This is a genomic window from Streptomyces sp. SAS_272 (genome assembly GCF_052543235.1).
The window spans coordinates 30151-45954 of the sequence record NZ_JBMNDR010000072.1 but is presented as its reverse complement, the minus strand read 5'-3'; the positions used below and the strand labels follow the sequence as shown (position 1 = coordinate 45954).

Below are 15804 nucleotides of genomic sequence, written 5' to 3'. Positions count from 1 at the left end.
CCCCCCCCCCCCCCCCCCGGGACCCGTTCCGGGCGGTCCCCGCGCTCTGAGACAATAAGAGGCATGGCCTCAGACCGACCCCGCGTGCTCTCCGGAATCCAGCCCACCGCAGGCTCGTTCCACCTCGGCAACTACCTCGGCGCCGTCCGCCAGTGGGTGGCCCTGCAGGAGTCCCACGACGCCTTCTACATGGTCGTCGACCTGCACGCGATCACGGTCCCGCAGGACCCGAAGGAGCTCGGCGCGAACACGCGGCTGGCCGCCGCCCAGCTCCTCGCGGCCGGTCTCGACCCCGAGCGCTGCACGCTGTTCGTCCAGAGCCACGTCCCCGAGCACGCGCAGCTCGCCTGGGTCATGAACTGCCTCACCGGCTTCGGCGAGGCCAGCCGGATGACGCAGTTCAAGGACAAGTCCGCCCGGCAGGGCGCCGACCGCGCGAGCGTCGGCCTCTTCACGTACCCGATCCTCCAGGTCGCCGACATCCTGCTCTACCAGGCCCACGAGGTCCCGGTGGGCGAGGACCAGCGGCAGCACATCGAGCTCACCCGCGACCTCGCCGAGCGCTTCAACGGCCGCTACGGCGAGACGTTCACGATCCCGAAGCCGTACATCCTGCGCGAGACCGCGAAGATCTACGACCTCCAGGACCCGTCGATCAAGATGAGCAAGTCGGCGTCCACGCCCAAGGGCCTCATCAACCTGCTCGACGAGCCGAAGGCCACCGCGAAGAAGGTGCGCAGCGCGGTCACCGACACCGACACGGTGATCCGCTACGACGCCGAGAACAAGCCGGGCGTCAGCAACCTGCTCACGATCCTCTCGACGCTGACCGGCCGCAGCGTCCCCGAGCTGGAGCTCGCTTACGAGGGCAAGCTCTACGGCGCGCTCAAGACGGACCTCGCCGACGTCGTCGTCGACTTCGTGACGCCGTTCCGCGACCGCACCCAGCAGTACCTGGACGACCCCGAGACGCTCGACTCGATCCTGGCCAAGGGCGCCGAGAAGGCACGCGCCGTGGCCGCCGAGACGCTGTCCCGGACGTACGAGCGGATGGGCTTCCTGCCCGCGAAGCACTGAAGGCGCTTCGAAGCACTCGGGGCGCACCGCACACGTGTTCCTCGCGGCAGAGCGCTGCACATCACTTCGTCTGCGCCTGCCCAGAGCACAGCGGTGGTCGTACAGTCGATAGCCGTACGACTGAGTACGAACCCGGCACCACACCCCGCCATCACGACATGACGACAGGAGAAGACGTGGGGACCGTAACGATCGGCGTGTCGATCGCGGTCCCGGAGCCTCACGGCAGCCTGCTCCAGGAGCGGCGCACAGGCTTCGGCGACGCCGCGGCTCACGGCATCCCCACCCACGTCACGCTCCTGCCGCCGACCGAGATCGACGCGGGCGCGCTGCCGGCCGTCGAGGCGCACCTCACCGAGGTCGCGGCGGCCGGCCGCCCCTTCCCGATGCGGCTGTCCGGCACCGGGACCTTCCGGCCGCTGTCGCCGGTGGTCTACCTGAGGGTCGTTCAGGGCTCGGAGACCTGCGCCCGGCTCCAGCAGCGCATCCGGGACGCCTCCGGGCCCCTCGTGCGTGAGCTGCAGTTCCCGTACCACCCGCACGTCACCGTCGCGCACGGCATCGACGAGGCGGCGATGGACCGTGCCTTCCAGGAGCTCGCCGGCTACGAGGCCGAGTGGCCCTGCACCGGCTTCGCCCTCGCCGAACAGGGCGCCGACGGCGTCTGGCGCAAGCTCCGCGAGTACCCCTTCGGCGGCACGGTGGTGCCCCCGCAGGCCGCCCACGTCGACCGGGGCTCCCTGCCGGCCCGCTGAGCCCGGCAGGCGGGCTCAGAGCGGCAGACGCCGGAACAGACCCCGCGGCAGGTGGCGCAGGGCGGACATCACCGCGCGCAGCACCCCGGGCGCCCAGACCGTCTCCGAACGGCGCCGCAGTCCCAGTTCGACGGCCGTGGCGACCGCCTCCGGGGTGGTGGCCGGCGGCGTCTCCTCCCGCCCGGCCGTCTTCTCCGTCCGCACGAATCCGGGGCGGACGACCATGACGTGGACGCCGGTGCCGTGCAGGGCGTCGCCCAGACCCTGGGCGAAGGCGTCGAGGCCGGCCTTGCTGGAACCGTAGATGAAGTTCGAGCGGCGGGCCCGCTCGGCGGCCACCGAGGAGAACACGACCAGCGAGCCGTGTCCCTGCGCCTGCAGGGCCTGCGCGGCGATCAGGCCGGCCGACACCGCCCCCGTGTAGTTGGTCTGCGCGACGCGCACCGCGGCCGCCGGCTCGCGCTCGTCGTTCGCCTGGTCGCCGAGCACGCCGAAGGCGAGCAGCACCAGGTCGACGTCGCCCTCGGCGAAGACCTTCCCGAGGGTGGTCTCATGGGACTCCGGGTCCAGCGCGTCGAACGGCACGGTGTGGACGTCCGCCCCCAGCAGCCGCAGCTTCGCGGCGGCCGACTCCAGGGCCGGCGACGGCCGCCCGGCCAGCCAGACCGTGCGGGTGCGGCGGGCGATCAGCCGGCGCGCGGTGGCCAGGGCGATCTCGGACGTGCCGCCGAGGACGAGCAGGGACTGGGGGAGGCCGGAGGCGTCCTTCATAGGGGCTCCTGAGCGACGGTGCCGGGAACGGTCTCGGCAGGCATGTCGGCGACCGTATCGCCCCTGCTCGGGCGACTGGTCGTGAAACGTGACGATCATCCCCGAAATGGGCGATTAATGGGATGTGGCTCGATATTGCCGGAGTTCCGGTGGCGTCGGCGTACTCGTACCCCTCTCCCCGGCGTCATCCTGCGGGAGCAGGGCAGAGTGGGCTCATGGACTGGCTCAGCAAGCTGCCCGGGATCGGGCCGGCGGTCGCGCGTCTCATGGCCACGCACGCGTGGCGGTCGTACGAGCGCCTGGACCGCGTCAAGTGGACGCGGCTCGCCGCCGCGATGACGTTCGTCAGCTTCGTCGCGCTCTTCCCGCTGCTCACCGTGGCCGCAGCCGTCGCCGCCGCCACGCTGAGCGAGTCCCGGCAGCAGGAACTCCAGGACAAGATCGCCGACCAGGTCCCCGGCATCTCCGACCAGATCGACATCAACGGCCTGGTCGAGAACGCCGGCACGGTCGGCTCCATCGCCGGCGCCGTCCTGCTGCTCACCGGCATCGGCTGGGTCGGGCAGATGCGGGACTGCCTGCGCGCGGTGTGGGAGCTGCCCGACAAGGACGAGAACCCGGTCCTCGCCAAGGCGAAGGACGCCGGTGTCCTCGTCGGGCTCGGCGGCGCGCTGCTGCTCACCCTCGCCATCTCCACCGTCGCCTCGGCGCTGGTCGGCTGGATCACGGACGAGCTCGGCATCGACCAGGCCGGCTGGGGCAGCGTGCTGCTGCGGTCCGCCGCGTTCGCCGTCGCCGTCCTCGCCGACTTCCTGCTGCTGCTCTACGTCCTCACCCTGCTGCCGGGCGTCGAACCGGGCCGCCGCCGGCTCGTCGTCGCCGCGTTCATCGGCGCCGTCGGCTTCGAGCTGCTGAAGCTGCTGCTGAGCGGATACATGCAGGGCGTGGCCGCGAAGAGCATGTACGGCGCGTTCGGCGTGCCCATCGCCCTGCTGCTGTGGATCAACTTCACCGCGAAACTGGTCCTGTACTGCGCGGCCTGGACGGCGACCGGCAGTACATCCGACGAGCCCGGGGACATCGACGTCAGCGACGACGTCGTACCAGGTCCGGCAGCGGCCAGCGCCGGTTGACCAGCCACGCGCCGCCCGCGAGCAGCACCAGCAGACCGCCGGTGATCGCCAGCGCGATCCACATGCCGCCGGAGCCGTCGTCCGCCACCGCGCCCGCCACCGGCTTCGCCGACGCGTTCCCCGCGCCGCCCGCCTGCCCCGCCCCCGCGGACGGGTTCGCGCCGGGCTGGGCGCTCGGCTGCGCCGCGTTCCTCGGCGCGACCAGCTCGCCCACCGGAGTCACCTTGCCGGCCGCCTGGAACCCCCAGTCGAACAGGGCGGCGGTCTCCTTGTAGACCTCGTTGTGGTCGGACTTCTCCGGGTTCATGACCGTGACGAGCAGCACCTTGCCGTTGCGCTCGGCGACGCCGGTGAAGGTGGCGCCCGCGTTGGTGGTGTTGCCGTTCTTGACGCCGGCGATGCCCGGGTACTGGGAGATGTCGTAGTCGCCGCTCAGCAGCCGGTTGGTGTTCTGGATCTCGAAGGTCCCGCGGCTGGTCTTGCCCTTCTTGTTCTTCGTCGTCTCACCGGGGAACTTGGCCGACACCGTCGAGCAGTACTCCCGGAAGTCCTTCTTCTGCAGGCCCGAACGGGCGAACAGCGTCAGGTCGTACGCCGAGGAGACCTGCCCGGGCGCGTCGTAGCCGTCCGGGGAGACGACGTGGGTGTCGAGGGCCTGCAGTTCGCCGGCGTGCTCGTTCATCTGGGCGACCGTGGCGGCGACGCCGCCGTTCATCGCGGACAGGACGTGCACGGCGTCGTTGCCCGACCGCAGGAAGACGCCGAGCCACAGGTCGTGGACCGTGTACGTCTCGCCCTCCTTTATGCCGACGAGGCTGGAGCCCGAGCCGATGCCGGCCAGGTCCTTCGGGTCGACCTTGTGCACGGTGGCCCGGGGGAAACGCGGCAGCACGGTGTCGGCGAACAGCATCTTCATCGTGCTCGCCGGGGGCAGCCGCCAGTGCGCGTTGTGCGAGGCGAGCACATCGCCCGACTCGGCGTCCGCGACGATCCACGACCGCGCCGTGAGGTCCTTCGGCAGCACCGGCGCGCCGCCCGCGATCGTCACCTGGGTGCCGGCCTGCCCGAGCCGGGCGCCGCCCACGGTCGACATCTTCGCCGGGGGAGTGACCGAGGGACCGGCGGACGCCGAGGCCCCCTTCGAGGCCCCGGCGGACGGTGAGGCCGAAGCCGAGGCGGGCGGCGACGCCGAGGGCGAACGGGGCGCCGACGGGGGCGGGATCGGCGCGGCGAGCGAGACGGGCGCGGTCAGCGCGAGGGCCGCGAGGGTCGCGGAGGTGACCAGCAGGGAGCGCCTGACGGTCTGCTTCATGGGTGCGGGCACGACGCAGAACGTACCCGGCCCACGACGCGAAGTCCCGCTCCCCTCCCCACCCCGGTCACGGAACAGGACACCGGGCGGCGATACTGGACGCATGACGCTCAGCCGCCGCCTCTCCTGGTTCCTGCTCGCCTTCGGGGTGTGGAGCTGGATCATCTGGGTCACTTTCGTCAAGAACCTGGTCAAGGACAGCAGCGGGCTCGCGTTCGAGAACGGCGACCCCACCGCGTACTTCTGGGTGCATCTCACGCTGGCCGTCGTGTCCTTCGTATTGGGGACGGTCGTCGGGGCCATCGGGTTGCGTGGTCTGCGCGCACTCGGCCGGACGTCATAGCCATGGTGATCGTTTTCGCGCTCGTCGCACTGACCGTGCTGGTCACGGCCAACTGGTATCTGTGGCGCCGGCTGTTCCGCGACACCACCCGCGGCCCCGGATGGGCCCGCCGCGGCGGCGCCGCGCTCATCGCGGGCGGCTGGGTACTGGCCGTCGGCGCCCTGGTCGCCGAGCGGGCCGGCGCTCCCTTCCTGCTCCAGCAGGTCCTCGCCTGGCCGGGCTTCCTCTGGCTGGCCCTGTCGGTCTACCTGCTGCTGGGCGTCGTCGCGGGCGAGGCGGTTCGGCCGCTGCTGCGCCGCTGCCTGGAGAGGCGGGCGCGCGCTGGAGCCCCGGCCGGGACGTCCGTCGCCGGCCCGCCGCCGGACCCGGTCCCGGTGGGCGCGTCCGCCGCCGAGCGCTCCGGCCCGGGGAAGAACCCGGGACCGGGCGCGCCGGGTCAGGGGCAGCCGGGGGAGCGGAAGCCGGGCCAGGGGCAGCCGGATCCGGACGAGTCCGGGTCGGCGAAGTCCGAGCCCGGACAGCCGGGGCCGGAGAGGTCCGGCCCCCGGCAGTCGGCGTCCGGGCAGCCGGCGTCCGAACGGTCTGTGGAGTCGGTGGCGGAGCCGGTGTCGGAGTCGGGGGCGGGGAGGCCGGGCTCCGGGACGCCTTCGCCGTCGCGTCGCCTGTTCGTCTCCCGGGTGGTGGCCGGCGCCGCGGCCGCGGCCGCGGCGGGGACGGTCGGCTACGGCACTTACGGCGTGCTGCGCGGACCCCGGGTCAAGCGGGTGACCGTTCCGCTCGCCAAGCTCCCTCGGGCCGCCCACGGTTACCGGATCGCGGTGGTCAGCGACATCCACCTGGGCCCGGTGCTGGGCCGGGGGTTCGCGCAGAAGGTCGTGGACACGATCAACGCGACGCAGCCCGACCTGATCGCGGTCGTCGGCGACCTCGTCGACGGCAGCGTCAAGGACCTCGGGCCGGCGGCCGCCCCGCTCTCGCAGCTGAGGGCCCGTCACGGCAGCTACTTCGTCACCGGCAACCACGAGTACTTCTCCGGCGCCGCGAGCTGGGTCGAGGAGGTGCGCCGGCTCGGCCTCACCCCGTTGGAGAACGCGCGCACCGAACTCGGCTGGTTCGACCTCGCCGGCGTCAACGACATCGCCGGCGAGAGCGAGGGACAGGGCCCCGACTTCACCCGGGCCCTCGGCGGCCGCGACACCGCACGGGCCTGCGTGCTCCTCGCCCACCAGCCGGTCCAGATCCACGACGCGATGCGCCACGGCGTCGACCTCCAGCTCTCCGGACACACCCACGGCGGCCAGCTGTGGCCCGGCAACTTCGTGGCCGCCGCCGCGAACCCCACCGTGGCGGGACTGGAACGCCACGGCGACACCCAGCTGTACGTGTCCCGGGGCGCCGGCGCCTGGGGGCCGCCCACGCGCGTCGGCGCACCGTCCGACATCACCGTCGTCGAACTGGCCTCCCGGCACGCCTGACGGGGGGCTCGCCCGGATCCCGGCCGGGCCGCCCGGCCGGGACCTGACGCCCCGTCTCATCCCTTGCGGAGAACCTGAGAAGGAGCTGTGAAACCCGGCCGAAACAGTGCGTCGGTAAGTTCTTTCCCATCTCGCCGGACACCTCTTCCCCCAGCTGAAACTCCTGTGGTTAGGTGAGGCCGCCGCCAAGGGGAGCGGCACTTTTTATGGACTGGGCCCGTCTGGCGGCCTGGGGAGGCAGGGCACCACCATGCGCTCTGTTCGCATGCGGATTCTCCTGACGCTGCTGGTCCTCGCGGTGATCGGAGTGGGCGGCTGGCAGCTGCTGCCGTCGAAAGGGAAGAGCGACGCGGCCATCACGGTCGGCACCACGGACACCGTCACCTCGCTGGACCCGGCGGGCGCCTACGACGCCGGGTCCTGGGCGCTTTTCAGCAACGTCTTCCAGTCGCTGCTGACGTACCAGCCGGGCGGCGTCTCGCCGGTGCCGGACGCGGCCAGGAGCTGTTCCTTCGCCAAGGGCAGCCTGCTCACCTACACCTGCGAACTGCGTGACGACCTCGCCTTCACCGACGGCGACAAGGTGACGGCCGAGGACGTGAAGTTCTCCTTCGACCGGGTCAAGAAGATCAACTCGGATGTCGGTCCGGCGTCCCTGTTCTCCACCCTGAAGTCGGTGGACGCCAAGGGTCTGACCGTCACCTTCCATCTGTCGTCGCCGGACGCCACCTTCCCGTTCAAGGTGGCCACCGGGGCCGGATCGATCCTCGACCACACCCGCTATCCGGCCGACGCCCTGCGCACGGGCGACGGCGTCGACGGCACCGGCCCCTACGCGCTCACCGGGTACACCAAGGGCAAGAAGGTCGAGCTGTCGCCCAACTCGCGCTACCGGGGCGCGGTCTCCACCGGCGCGCCCGTCGAGCTGCGCTACTACTCCGACCCGGAGGCGCTGGAGAAGGCCTGGAAGGCCAAGGACGTCGAGGCGGCCACCCGCCAGCTGCCGCCCGCGGTCCTCGCCGCCCTCAACGCCAGCGACCCCGGCCAGCGGGTCACCGAGGCCGACAGCTCCGACATCCGCAACCTGTACTTCGACACCCGCTCCGGCTCGCCGCTGCACGACGTCGACGTCCGCAAGGCGGTGGCCTGGCTGATCGACCGCGAGCAGCTCGCGTCGACCGTGTACGACGGGACCGTCGAGCCGCTGTACTCGCTCATCCCGACCGGGATCACCGGCCACACCACCTCCTTCTTCGACAGCTACCCGGACCAGGACCCCGCGAAGGCGCGCAAGCTCCTGGAGAAGGCCGGCGTCCGCATCCCGGTGAAGTTCACCTACGGTTACGGCCTGGGCAGCGGCACGGCGGCGGCCGAGGCCGCGGAGATCAAGCGGCAACTGGAGGCCGGCGGCCTGTTCAAGGTGGACGTCAAGGGGTACGAGTGGACCGACTTCCAGAAGCGGTGGGCCACCGGCAGACTCGACGCCTACGCCGTCGGCTGGGTCGCCGACTACCCTGACCCGGACACCTTCGCGGCCCCGCTCGTCGGCACCGACTCCACCATGAACACCGGCTACAGCGACAGAGGCGTCGACGAGTACATCGCCGCGAGCCGGCAGTTCGCCGACCGCGGCCGGGTCGCCGCCGACTTCCGCGACCTGCAGCAGGTCATCGCCGAGGACGTGCCGGTCATCCCGCTGTGGCAGCGCAAGGAGTACGTCGTCACCTCCTCGGAGGTCGGCGGCGGCCAGTACCTGGCGGACGGCAACGGGGTGTTCCGTCTCTGGAAGCTCGACTGGATCTGAGTGTTCGTGCGCCCCGGCGCGCGCGGTTGATTCCACGCGCCGGGCATACGCCCCCGTGACACCGGGCACTCACCCGGCACGGCACCGTGCGACGGAGGTGTGTGCGGGGGAGGAGCGGACGTGTCGAGACGCAACTCCTTCCGGCTGCCCCGGCATCCGGAGTCCGTCGGCCTCGCCCGGCGCCGGGTTCGGGACCATCTCGTCGACTGGGGACACCGCCCCGACGACCCCGCGCTGACCGGCGCCGTCCTCGTCGTGTCCGAGCTGGCCACCAACGTCGTGCGCCACGCCTCTCCCGCGCGCTCTCCGGGCCGGCCGGAACCCGGGCGCGAGCGGGAGTTCGAGGTGGCGGTGACCGCCCTGGGCGACGGCTCGTGCCTGATAGAGGTCTCCGACGAGGGACGGCATGCCCCCCGACGGCGACAGGTGGGGGAGTGGGAGGAACACGGCCGCGGACTGCACCTGGTGGAGCACATCGCCACGGCGTGGGGCGTGTGGAGCCGAGGCCGCCACGGCAAGACCGTCTGGGCCCTGGTCACCGCCCCGCTCTGACCCCGCCCGCAGCCCCCTGCCTCCCGGGAGCCTGTCTCCGAAGCCCCGCCGGCGGCCCCTCCGGCCGGTCCTCCCGGTCCTCGGCCGCCGCTATCCGCAGGTCTTCGGGCGGATCGGCAGCGTCACCGTCACTCCCAGGCCCTCACCCGGCGCCGTCCGCACGCTCACCTCGCCCCCGTGGGCCCCGACGACGCCCTGCACGATCGCCAGGCCCAGCCCGCTGCCCGCGCCGCCGCCGGCCCGGAAGAAGCGGTCGAAGACCCGCGCCGCGTCCTCGGCGGCCAGCCCCGGCCCCTCGTCCTCCACCCACAGCCGGACGACGCCGTCCACCCGCCCCACGCCGAGCCGTACCGGCACCCCGGCCGGCGTGTGCGTGCGGACGTTGCCGACGAGGTTGCCCAGCACCTGCCGCAGCCCCGACTCGTCGGCCCGCAGCAGCACGGCCCCCTCGGCCTCGACGGTCACCGGCCGGCCGGGCTGCTGCGCCCGCAGGTCCTGCGCCGACTCCCGCACCAGACGGCTCACGTCCACCGTGCGCAGCCGCAGCTCGGGCCGCTGGTCGAGACGGGCCAGCATGAGCAGCTCGTCGACCAGCCGGCCCATCCGGTCCACCTCGCCGTTCATCCGGTCCCAGGCCCGCCGGCGCTCCTCCGGCTCGACCAGCATCCCCTGGTCGTACAGCTGGAGATAGCCGCGGATCGCGGAGAGCGGGGTGCGCAGCTCGTGCGAGGCGTCGGCCACGAAACGGCGCAGCTGGGCCGCGCTGCGCTCGCGTGTGCGGTACGCCGTCTCCACCTGGTGGAGCATCGAGTTCAGGGCCAGCCGCAGCTGTTCGACCTCGTGGGCGGGGTGCTGGCTGGACGGCACCCGCCGGGTCAGGTCCCCCTCGGCGATCGCCGACGAGGTCTCCACCATGTCCTCCAGCGGCCGCATCCGCCGCCGCACGCTGAACAGGGTCAGACAGGCGAGCAGCGCCAGCAGCAGCGTGCCGACGGCGAGGTCCAGCCGGAGGGCCTTCGCTATGCCGTTGTGGAGCGCCTCGGTGGAGGTGGCCAGCAGGATGTACGTACCGTCGGAGAGCCGGGTCGCGGTCGCCCGGTAGGGGACGCCGTGCACGGTGACGTCGCTCGGGCCGTCGGCGGCGGCCAGCGCGCCCGGGTCCCGTACGGCGTCGGCGAGACCGCGCTGGGCGTCGGTGGGCTCGACGCCGAACAGGGTGAGGGCGGCGCCCCGGCCGTCGACGGCGGTGAACACCGAGTCCGGCGCGGGAGGCGCGTCGCCGCCCCGGGGCGCGAGGCGGTCGCTGACGACGCTCAGCGCGCTCAGCGAGTCGATCTGGCTCAGCGTGAGCCGCGAACCGCCGAGCGAGTCGCGCAGATGGGTCAGTTCGGTGTCCACCTGGTCGAGCAGGTAGTGCCGCATCCCCATCAGGCTGACGGCGGTCGCCACGACGATGCCGAGCGCGAGCAGCCCGACGCTCGCCGCCGTCAGCTTGGCGCGCAGGGAGTGGACGCCGTGCCGGCGGATCCGCCTCACGCCAGCCCGTATCCCACGCCCCGCCGGGTGGTGATCACCGGCGGCCCCAGGGGGTCCAGCTTGCGCCGCAGATAGCTGATGTACGTCTCGACGACGGTCGACTCCGGCGGGGTGTGCTCGTACTGCCAGACGTGGCGCAGGAGTTGCTCCTTGGGCACGATCCGGCCGCCGTTGCGCACCAGGAAGCGCAGCAGCGCGTACTCGGTGGGGGTGAGCTCGACCGAGCGCCCCGCCCGGTGCACGCTGTACGTCGTCTCGTCCAGCTCCAGGTCGCCGTAGCGCAGCGGCGGCCGCTGCGGCAGGACGTCGGCCGGCCGGGTGCGCCGCAGGACCGCCGTGATCCGGGCGACCACCACGTCGATGTCGAACGGCTTGGTGATGTAGTCGTCGCCGAAGCCGAGGGCGCCGACGATCTCGGCCGGCGCGTCCCGCGCGGTGAGGAACACCAGCGCCAGGTCGGGCCTGCGGGCGCGCAGTTCGCGCCCCAGCGCCCTCCCGTCGCCGTCCGGCAGCATCACGTCGAGGAGGGCCGCGTCCGGCCTGGTCCGGTCGGCGAGGGCGAGGGCCTCACGGACCGTGCCCGCGGTCATGACCTCGAAGCGGTGATAGCGCAGGGCGATGGCGAGGACGTCCGCGATGCTCGGTTCGTCCTCCACGACCAGCACGGTTCCACAAGCCGTCGTCATTCCCCCAGTATCGGCGGGCCCCGGGGCCGCCGGGACCGGTTGTCGCTTTGGAGTTCCTTGAGAGTCGGCCCGTCCGCATGTCCGCACCGGCGCGCATCCGCCGATCCTGGTGCCCAGGACCTGGGGGACCGACCGACGATCTGCAGAAGGAGTTTGAGCGTGGCGGCATTGGCGCGCTGGTGCTATCGGCACCGGCTGGTGGTCCTGTTGCTCTGGGTGGGGGCGCTGTTCGGGCTGGGATTCTCGGCCTCGGCGGCGGGCACGGACTACGCGAACGTCTTCTCCCTCCCCGACACGGACTCCAAGAAGGCGTACGACCTGATGGAGAAGGCGTTCCCCGCACGCGCGGGCGACACCGACACGGTCGTCTGGAAGGTCGACGAGGGCTCGGTACGGGACCAGGACGTACGGTCCCGGATGCAGCCCGTCCTCGACGACATCGCGAAGATGAAGGGCGTCGGCGGGGTCGCCGGCCCCTACGCGGGGGGAGCGGCGCAGATCAGCGGCGACGGGCGGATCGCCTACGCCCAGATCACCTTCACCGAGCAGGCGAACGCGGTGCCCAAGGAACTCGTCCAGGACGTCGTCGACACCGCGCGGGACGCCGGGCGCGGCGGCCTGGAGGTCGAGGTGGGCGGCCAGGCCGTCCAGCGGGTGCAGGAGCCGCCCACCGGCCTCGCCGAGATGGTCGGTCTCGCGGCGGCGGCGGTGGTCCTGTTCCTGGCCTTCGGCTCGCTGTACGCGATGCTGCTGCCGCTCGCCGTGGCGGTCTTCGGCGTCGGCATGGGCCTGTTCTCGACCCAGCTGCTCAGCCACGTCACCGACATCCCGGACCTGGCCCCGCTGCTGTCCTCGCTGATCGGGCTCGGCGTCGGCATCGACTACGCCCTGTTCATCGTCACCCGGCACCGCAAGGGCGTCCTGCGCGGAATGGACCCCGAGGAGTCGACGGTCGTCGCCCTCAACACCTCCGGCCGGGCCGTGCTGTTCGCGGGCGGCACGGTGTGCATCGCGCTCGCCGGGATGCTGGTGACGAACCTGCGCTTCCTGGACGGCGTCGTCATCGGCACCTCTCTCACGGTGGTCCTGAGCGTCCTCGCCGCGACGACGCTGCTGCCCGCCCTGCTGGGCTTCCTCGGGGTGCGCGTGCTGAGCCGCAAGCAGCGGCGCATGCTGGCGGCGACGGGCCCGGAGCCGGAGAAGGCGAGCAGTCCGGCGGCCCGCTGGTCGACGGGCGTGCAGCGCCGCCCCCGGACGATCGCGGCGCTCGCCCTCGTCGTCATGGCCGTCCTGGCGCTGCCCGTGCTGTCGCTGCGCCTCGGCGCCACCGACCAGGGCAACGACGACGCCTCGACGACCACCCGCCAGGCCTACGACCTGCTCGCCGAGGGCTTCGGGCCGGGCTTCAACGGCCCCCTCCAGGTGGTCGTGGACGGCGGCGACGCCACCGCGCTGGCCCGGGGCATCGAGAAGACGCCCGGCGTCGCCCAGGTCGCCGCGCTGCCGCCGGCGGCCGGGGTCACGGTCATCCAGGTGGTGCCCACGACCTCGCCGCAGTCAGAGCAGACCGACACGCTGATCGACCGGCTGCGCGACGACGTGATCCCCGCGTCCGGGGCCGAGGCGCACGTGGGCGGGGTGACGGCCGTCTCCAAGGACTTCGCGACGGTCACCGGCGACCGGCTGCCCCTCTTCATCGCCACCATCATCGGTCTCGGCTTCCTGCTGCTGCTCGTCGCCTTCCGGTCGCTGGTCGTGCCGCTGACGGCCGCCGTGATGAACCTGGTCGCGGCCGCCGCCTCGTTCGGCGTCCTCGTCGCGGTCTTCCAGTGGGGCTGGGGCCTGGACCTGCTCGGCCTCGGCAAGGAGGGGCCGATCAACGCCTTCCTGCCGGTCATCATGCTGTCCCTGCTGTTCGGCCTGTCGATGGACTACCAGGTCTTCCTGGTCAGCCGGATGCACGAGGAATGGGTGCACACCAGGGACAACGCCCGCGCCGTCCGGGTGGGCCTCGCGGAGACCAGCCGGGTCATCAACTCCGCCGCCCTCATCATGGTGTGCGTCTTCCTCGCCTTCGTGCTCAGCGGCGACTCGGGCGCGGCGATGGCGGGCGTCGGCCTCGCGGCGGCGGTCGCGCTGGACGCGTTCATCTTGCGCACGGCCCTCGTGCCGGCGGCGATGCACCTGCTGGGCAACTCCAACTGGTGGCTGCCCGGGTGGCTGGAGAAGCGGCTGCCGCATCTCGCGGTCGAGCCGAAGGAGGAGGCCTCGGAGCAGGCCGCGGCGGGCGCCGGCGCGGCCACGGTCGTCCACGGCTTCGTCCGCGACACGGCCGGCGACCCGGTCGGGGGCGCGACGGTCGCCCTGCTGACGCGGGACGGGGCGGAACGCGACCGGGTGACCTCGCTCGCCGACGGCTCGTACATCCTCTCGGCCCCCGCCGCCGGGACCTATCTGCTGGTGACGACGGCCGAGCCGCCGCTGCTGAAGCGCACCCGGCAGCTGACGGTCGCCGGGGAGCCCCTGGTGTACGACGTGGAGCTGGAGGAGGGGGCGGAGGTCGGCTGACTCACGCCTCGTCCGGGCCCGGCGGGTTCTTCTTCGCCGGGTCCGGCAGGGCGTTGGACATCCCGGGCAGGAAGTCCGTGAACAGGTCGTGCACCTCCAGGACGAGCGGTCGCAGCACCCGGAACCGGGCCAGCGACACCCCCCGCGCGGTGAGGCGCGCACCCCGCCCGGCCAGCCGGTAGCTGCGCTCGCGGCCCTCCGTGCGGTCGTAGATCCAGTACATGACGAGGCCCATCTGCGAGAGCCACATCAGCTCGGGCAGCACCTCCCGCAGTTCCTCCGGCACCTTCGCCTTCGACCCCGCGAGCACCTCCTGGTGGACGGCTATGGCCTGCACGCGCGCGGGCTCCGACTCGGCGGAGAACGGGCTGAGCGGGCTGTCCGGGTCGGCGGCGTTCTTGAAGAACTGGACGGCGAACTCGTGGTACGGCTCCGCCACCTCCAGCCACACCCGCAGCACCCCCGCCAGCCGGGCCTCCAGGCTCGTCTCCCGCGCGAGGACGTCCCGGACGGCCTCCCGGTGCTCGGCGGCGAGCCGGTCGTAGAAGCCCTGGATCAGATGCTCCTTGCCGGCGAAGTAGTAGTACGCGTTGCCGACCGAGACCCCGGCCTCCTTGGCGATGGCCCGCATCGTCGTCTTGTCGTAGCCGCGTTCCTGGAACAGCCGCATCGCCGTCTCCAGGATCAGGGCACGGGTCTGCTCGGACTTGGACGCGGGGGTACCGGGGGACCCGGTCGGGGGAGCGGCCTCGTCGGGACCGTCGTTGTTCGCGGACACGGAAGGAGAGCCTAGTCAGTGGCGCAGGCGCCGCCCGCACAGGCCGGAGGGTCGTAGAGCCAGCCCACCTGCGGGTCGTAGGACCAGCCGTCGCCGCGGCGGTACACGCCCCCGCCCCAGCCGGCGGCCGGCTCCTGCCCCTGGCGCCACCTGGCGGCGGCGAGCACGGCGGCCCGCGCGACCTTCGCCCCGGCCGGAGTGCTCAGCCGGTGGGACAGCGGGCGGTGCTCGCGCAACGCCCACAGGGTGACGATCCAGGCGGCGGCCCCCCGGTAGACCTGGCCCGCGTCGCCGACGACGGTGATCTCGTCGAGGGTGGCGCGGTGGTCGAGGCCGGGATAGCGGGCGCACGCCTGCGCCGACCCCGCCGGGACGAACTCCAGCGGCACCAGCTGCGGCTGCCGGCGCAGCCAGTCGCACAGGAAGGCGCACAGCGAGCACTCGGCGTCGTGCAGGACGGTGAGCCGGCGGACCGGGACGCGACGGGCGTCCCGGTCGGCGGCGGCCCGCGCGGCCGGTGAGCCCTGCGCGGCCCGGTCGGCCGTCACGGTGCTCACGCCCCGGTCGCGGGCGCCGACGGGGCGGTCCAGCCCTGCGGGGCGACGGGCGGCAGCTGCTCCCGCTCCATGATCCCGCGCCGCCGGATCCGGTTGAGCACGTACACGTTGCCCAGGTGCATCGCGCCGAGCACCAGCAGCACCACGCCCAGCTTGGTCGACAGGGCCTCGAAGACGCCCCGGGTGTCCTCGATGGTGTCGTCGCCGCTCAGGTACAGGGCGACGAACCCGAGGTTGATCAGGTAGAACCCGACCACCAGCAGGTGGTTGACGGCGTCGGCGAGCTTCTCGTCGCCCTGGAGCACGTCGGCGAGGAAGACCCGCCCGTTGCGACTGAGGGTCCTGGCCACCCAGACGGTCAGCCCGATGCTGACGATCAGGTAGACGACGTAGGCGATGACCGTGCGGTCCATGTTCCCCACCCCTTCTTGAACGCGTTCAAAACGCTGTCAGGGAT

Annotated in this window: 15 protein-coding genes; 8 read left to right on the top strand and 7 right to left on the bottom strand. The window is 72.5% G+C overall.

Going from position 1 to position 15804, the window contains the following annotated elements; translation table 11 throughout:
* Positions 1-63 precede the first annotated feature (63 nt).
* Together trpS and ACN6LD_RS31665 are read left to right on the top strand one after the other, a co-directional pair.
* Positions 64-1077, top strand: a complete 1014-nt coding sequence (gene trpS / locus ACN6LD_RS31670; protein WP_319192607.1) for a tryptophan--tRNA ligase — start codon at positions 64-66, stop codon at positions 1075-1077.
* A 176-nt stretch (positions 1078-1253) separates the two neighbouring features.
* Positions 1254-1832, top strand: a complete 579-nt coding sequence (locus ACN6LD_RS31665; RefSeq protein ID WP_445044990.1) for a 2'-5' RNA ligase family protein — start codon at positions 1254-1256, stop codon at positions 1830-1832.
* A 15-nt stretch (positions 1833-1847) separates the two neighbouring features.
* Here the strand turns inward: ACN6LD_RS31665 and ACN6LD_RS31660 are convergent, their stop codons facing one another.
* Positions 1848-2603, bottom strand: a complete 756-nt coding sequence (locus tag ACN6LD_RS31660; RefSeq protein WP_319192609.1) for a decaprenylphospho-beta-D-erythro-pentofuranosid-2-ulose 2-reductase — start codon at positions 2601-2603, stop codon at positions 1848-1850.
* 215 nt (positions 2604-2818) lie between these two features.
* Between ACN6LD_RS31660 and ACN6LD_RS31655 the strand changes: the two genes are divergently transcribed.
* The gene (locus tag ACN6LD_RS31655) at positions 2819-3736 is read left to right on the top strand and encodes a YihY/virulence factor BrkB family protein (RefSeq protein ID WP_445044989.1); all 918 of its coding nucleotides are present in this window, start codon (positions 2819-2821) and stop codon (positions 3734-3736) included.
* On the opposite strand, the gene ACN6LD_RS31650 is transcribed toward ACN6LD_RS31655, so the two are convergent.
* Positions 3690-5060 (bottom strand): D-alanyl-D-alanine carboxypeptidase family protein, encoded by a 1371-nt coding sequence (locus ACN6LD_RS31650; RefSeq protein WP_319192613.1) that lies wholly within the window; start codon positions 5058-5060, stop codon positions 3690-3692. The two genes, ACN6LD_RS31655 and ACN6LD_RS31650, sit on opposite strands and share 47 nt — an antisense overlap.
* Positions 5061-5151: 91 nt before the next feature.
* Here ACN6LD_RS31650 and ACN6LD_RS31645 point away from each other — a divergent pair, with 91 nt between their 5' ends.
* The 4 genes from ACN6LD_RS31645 to ACN6LD_RS31630 all read left to right on the top strand — a co-directional run bounded on the left by ACN6LD_RS31645 (position 5152) and on the right by ACN6LD_RS31630 (position 9222).
* Positions 5152-5391, top strand: coding sequence for an SCO4848 family membrane protein (locus tag ACN6LD_RS31645; protein WP_319192614.1), 240 nt, complete (start codon positions 5152-5154; stop codon positions 5389-5391).
* A gap of 2 nt (positions 5392-5393) precedes the next feature.
* On the top strand, positions 5394-6866 hold the full coding sequence (locus tag ACN6LD_RS31640; protein WP_445044988.1) for a metallophosphoesterase: 1473 nt from the start codon (positions 5394-5396) through the stop codon (positions 6864-6866).
* 265 nt (positions 6867-7131) lie between these two features.
* Positions 7132-8670 carry an ABC transporter substrate-binding protein gene (locus ACN6LD_RS31635; protein ID WP_319192618.1) on the top strand — a complete coding sequence of 513 codons (1539 nt, stop codon included), beginning with the start codon at positions 7132-7134 and terminating at the stop codon, positions 8668-8670.
* A 120-nt stretch (positions 8671-8790) separates the two neighbouring features.
* Positions 8791-9222: an ATP-binding protein gene (locus ACN6LD_RS31630; RefSeq protein WP_445044987.1), complete on the top strand. Its 432-nt coding sequence runs from the start codon at positions 8791-8793 to the stop codon at positions 9220-9222.
* 90 nt (positions 9223-9312) lie between these two features.
* On the opposite strand, the gene ACN6LD_RS31625 is transcribed toward ACN6LD_RS31630, so the two are convergent.
* A complete protein-coding gene (locus ACN6LD_RS31625) occupies positions 9313-10758 on the bottom strand; it encodes an ATP-binding protein (RefSeq protein ID WP_445044986.1) in 1446 nt (481 codons plus the stop codon).
* Positions 10755-11444 (bottom strand): response regulator transcription factor, encoded by a 690-nt coding sequence (locus ACN6LD_RS31620; protein WP_319192623.1) that lies wholly within the window; start codon positions 11442-11444, stop codon positions 10755-10757. Before ACN6LD_RS31620 ends, ACN6LD_RS31625 begins: the two co-directional genes overlap by 4 nt.
* A 168-nt stretch (positions 11445-11612) precedes the next feature.
* Between ACN6LD_RS31620 and ACN6LD_RS31615 the strand changes: the two genes are divergently transcribed.
* Positions 11613-14012: an MMPL family transporter gene (locus tag ACN6LD_RS31615; protein WP_319192638.1), complete on the top strand. Its 2400-nt coding sequence runs from the start codon at positions 11613-11615 to the stop codon at positions 14010-14012.
* A gap of 1 nt (position 14013) precedes the next feature.
* Here ACN6LD_RS31615 and ACN6LD_RS31610 read toward each other — a convergent pair whose 3' ends face one another.
* From ACN6LD_RS31610 to ACN6LD_RS31600, 3 genes are read right to left on the bottom strand one after another with little or no spacing between them, the layout of a single operon-like run.
* Positions 14014-14790, bottom strand: a complete 777-nt coding sequence (locus tag ACN6LD_RS31610; RefSeq protein WP_319192625.1) for a TetR/AcrR family transcriptional regulator — start codon at positions 14788-14790, stop codon at positions 14014-14016.
* 11 nt (positions 14791-14801) lie between these two features.
* Entirely contained in the window at positions 14802-15338 is a 537-nt protein-coding gene (locus tag ACN6LD_RS31605) for a thiol-disulfide oxidoreductase DCC family protein (RefSeq protein ID WP_319192640.1), read from the bottom strand.
* A 5-nt stretch (positions 15339-15343) separates the two neighbouring features.
* Positions 15344-15760, bottom strand: coding sequence for a hypothetical protein (locus ACN6LD_RS31600; RefSeq protein ID WP_057584560.1), 417 nt, complete (start codon positions 15758-15760; stop codon positions 15344-15346).
* Positions 15761-15804: the final 44 nt, after the last annotated feature.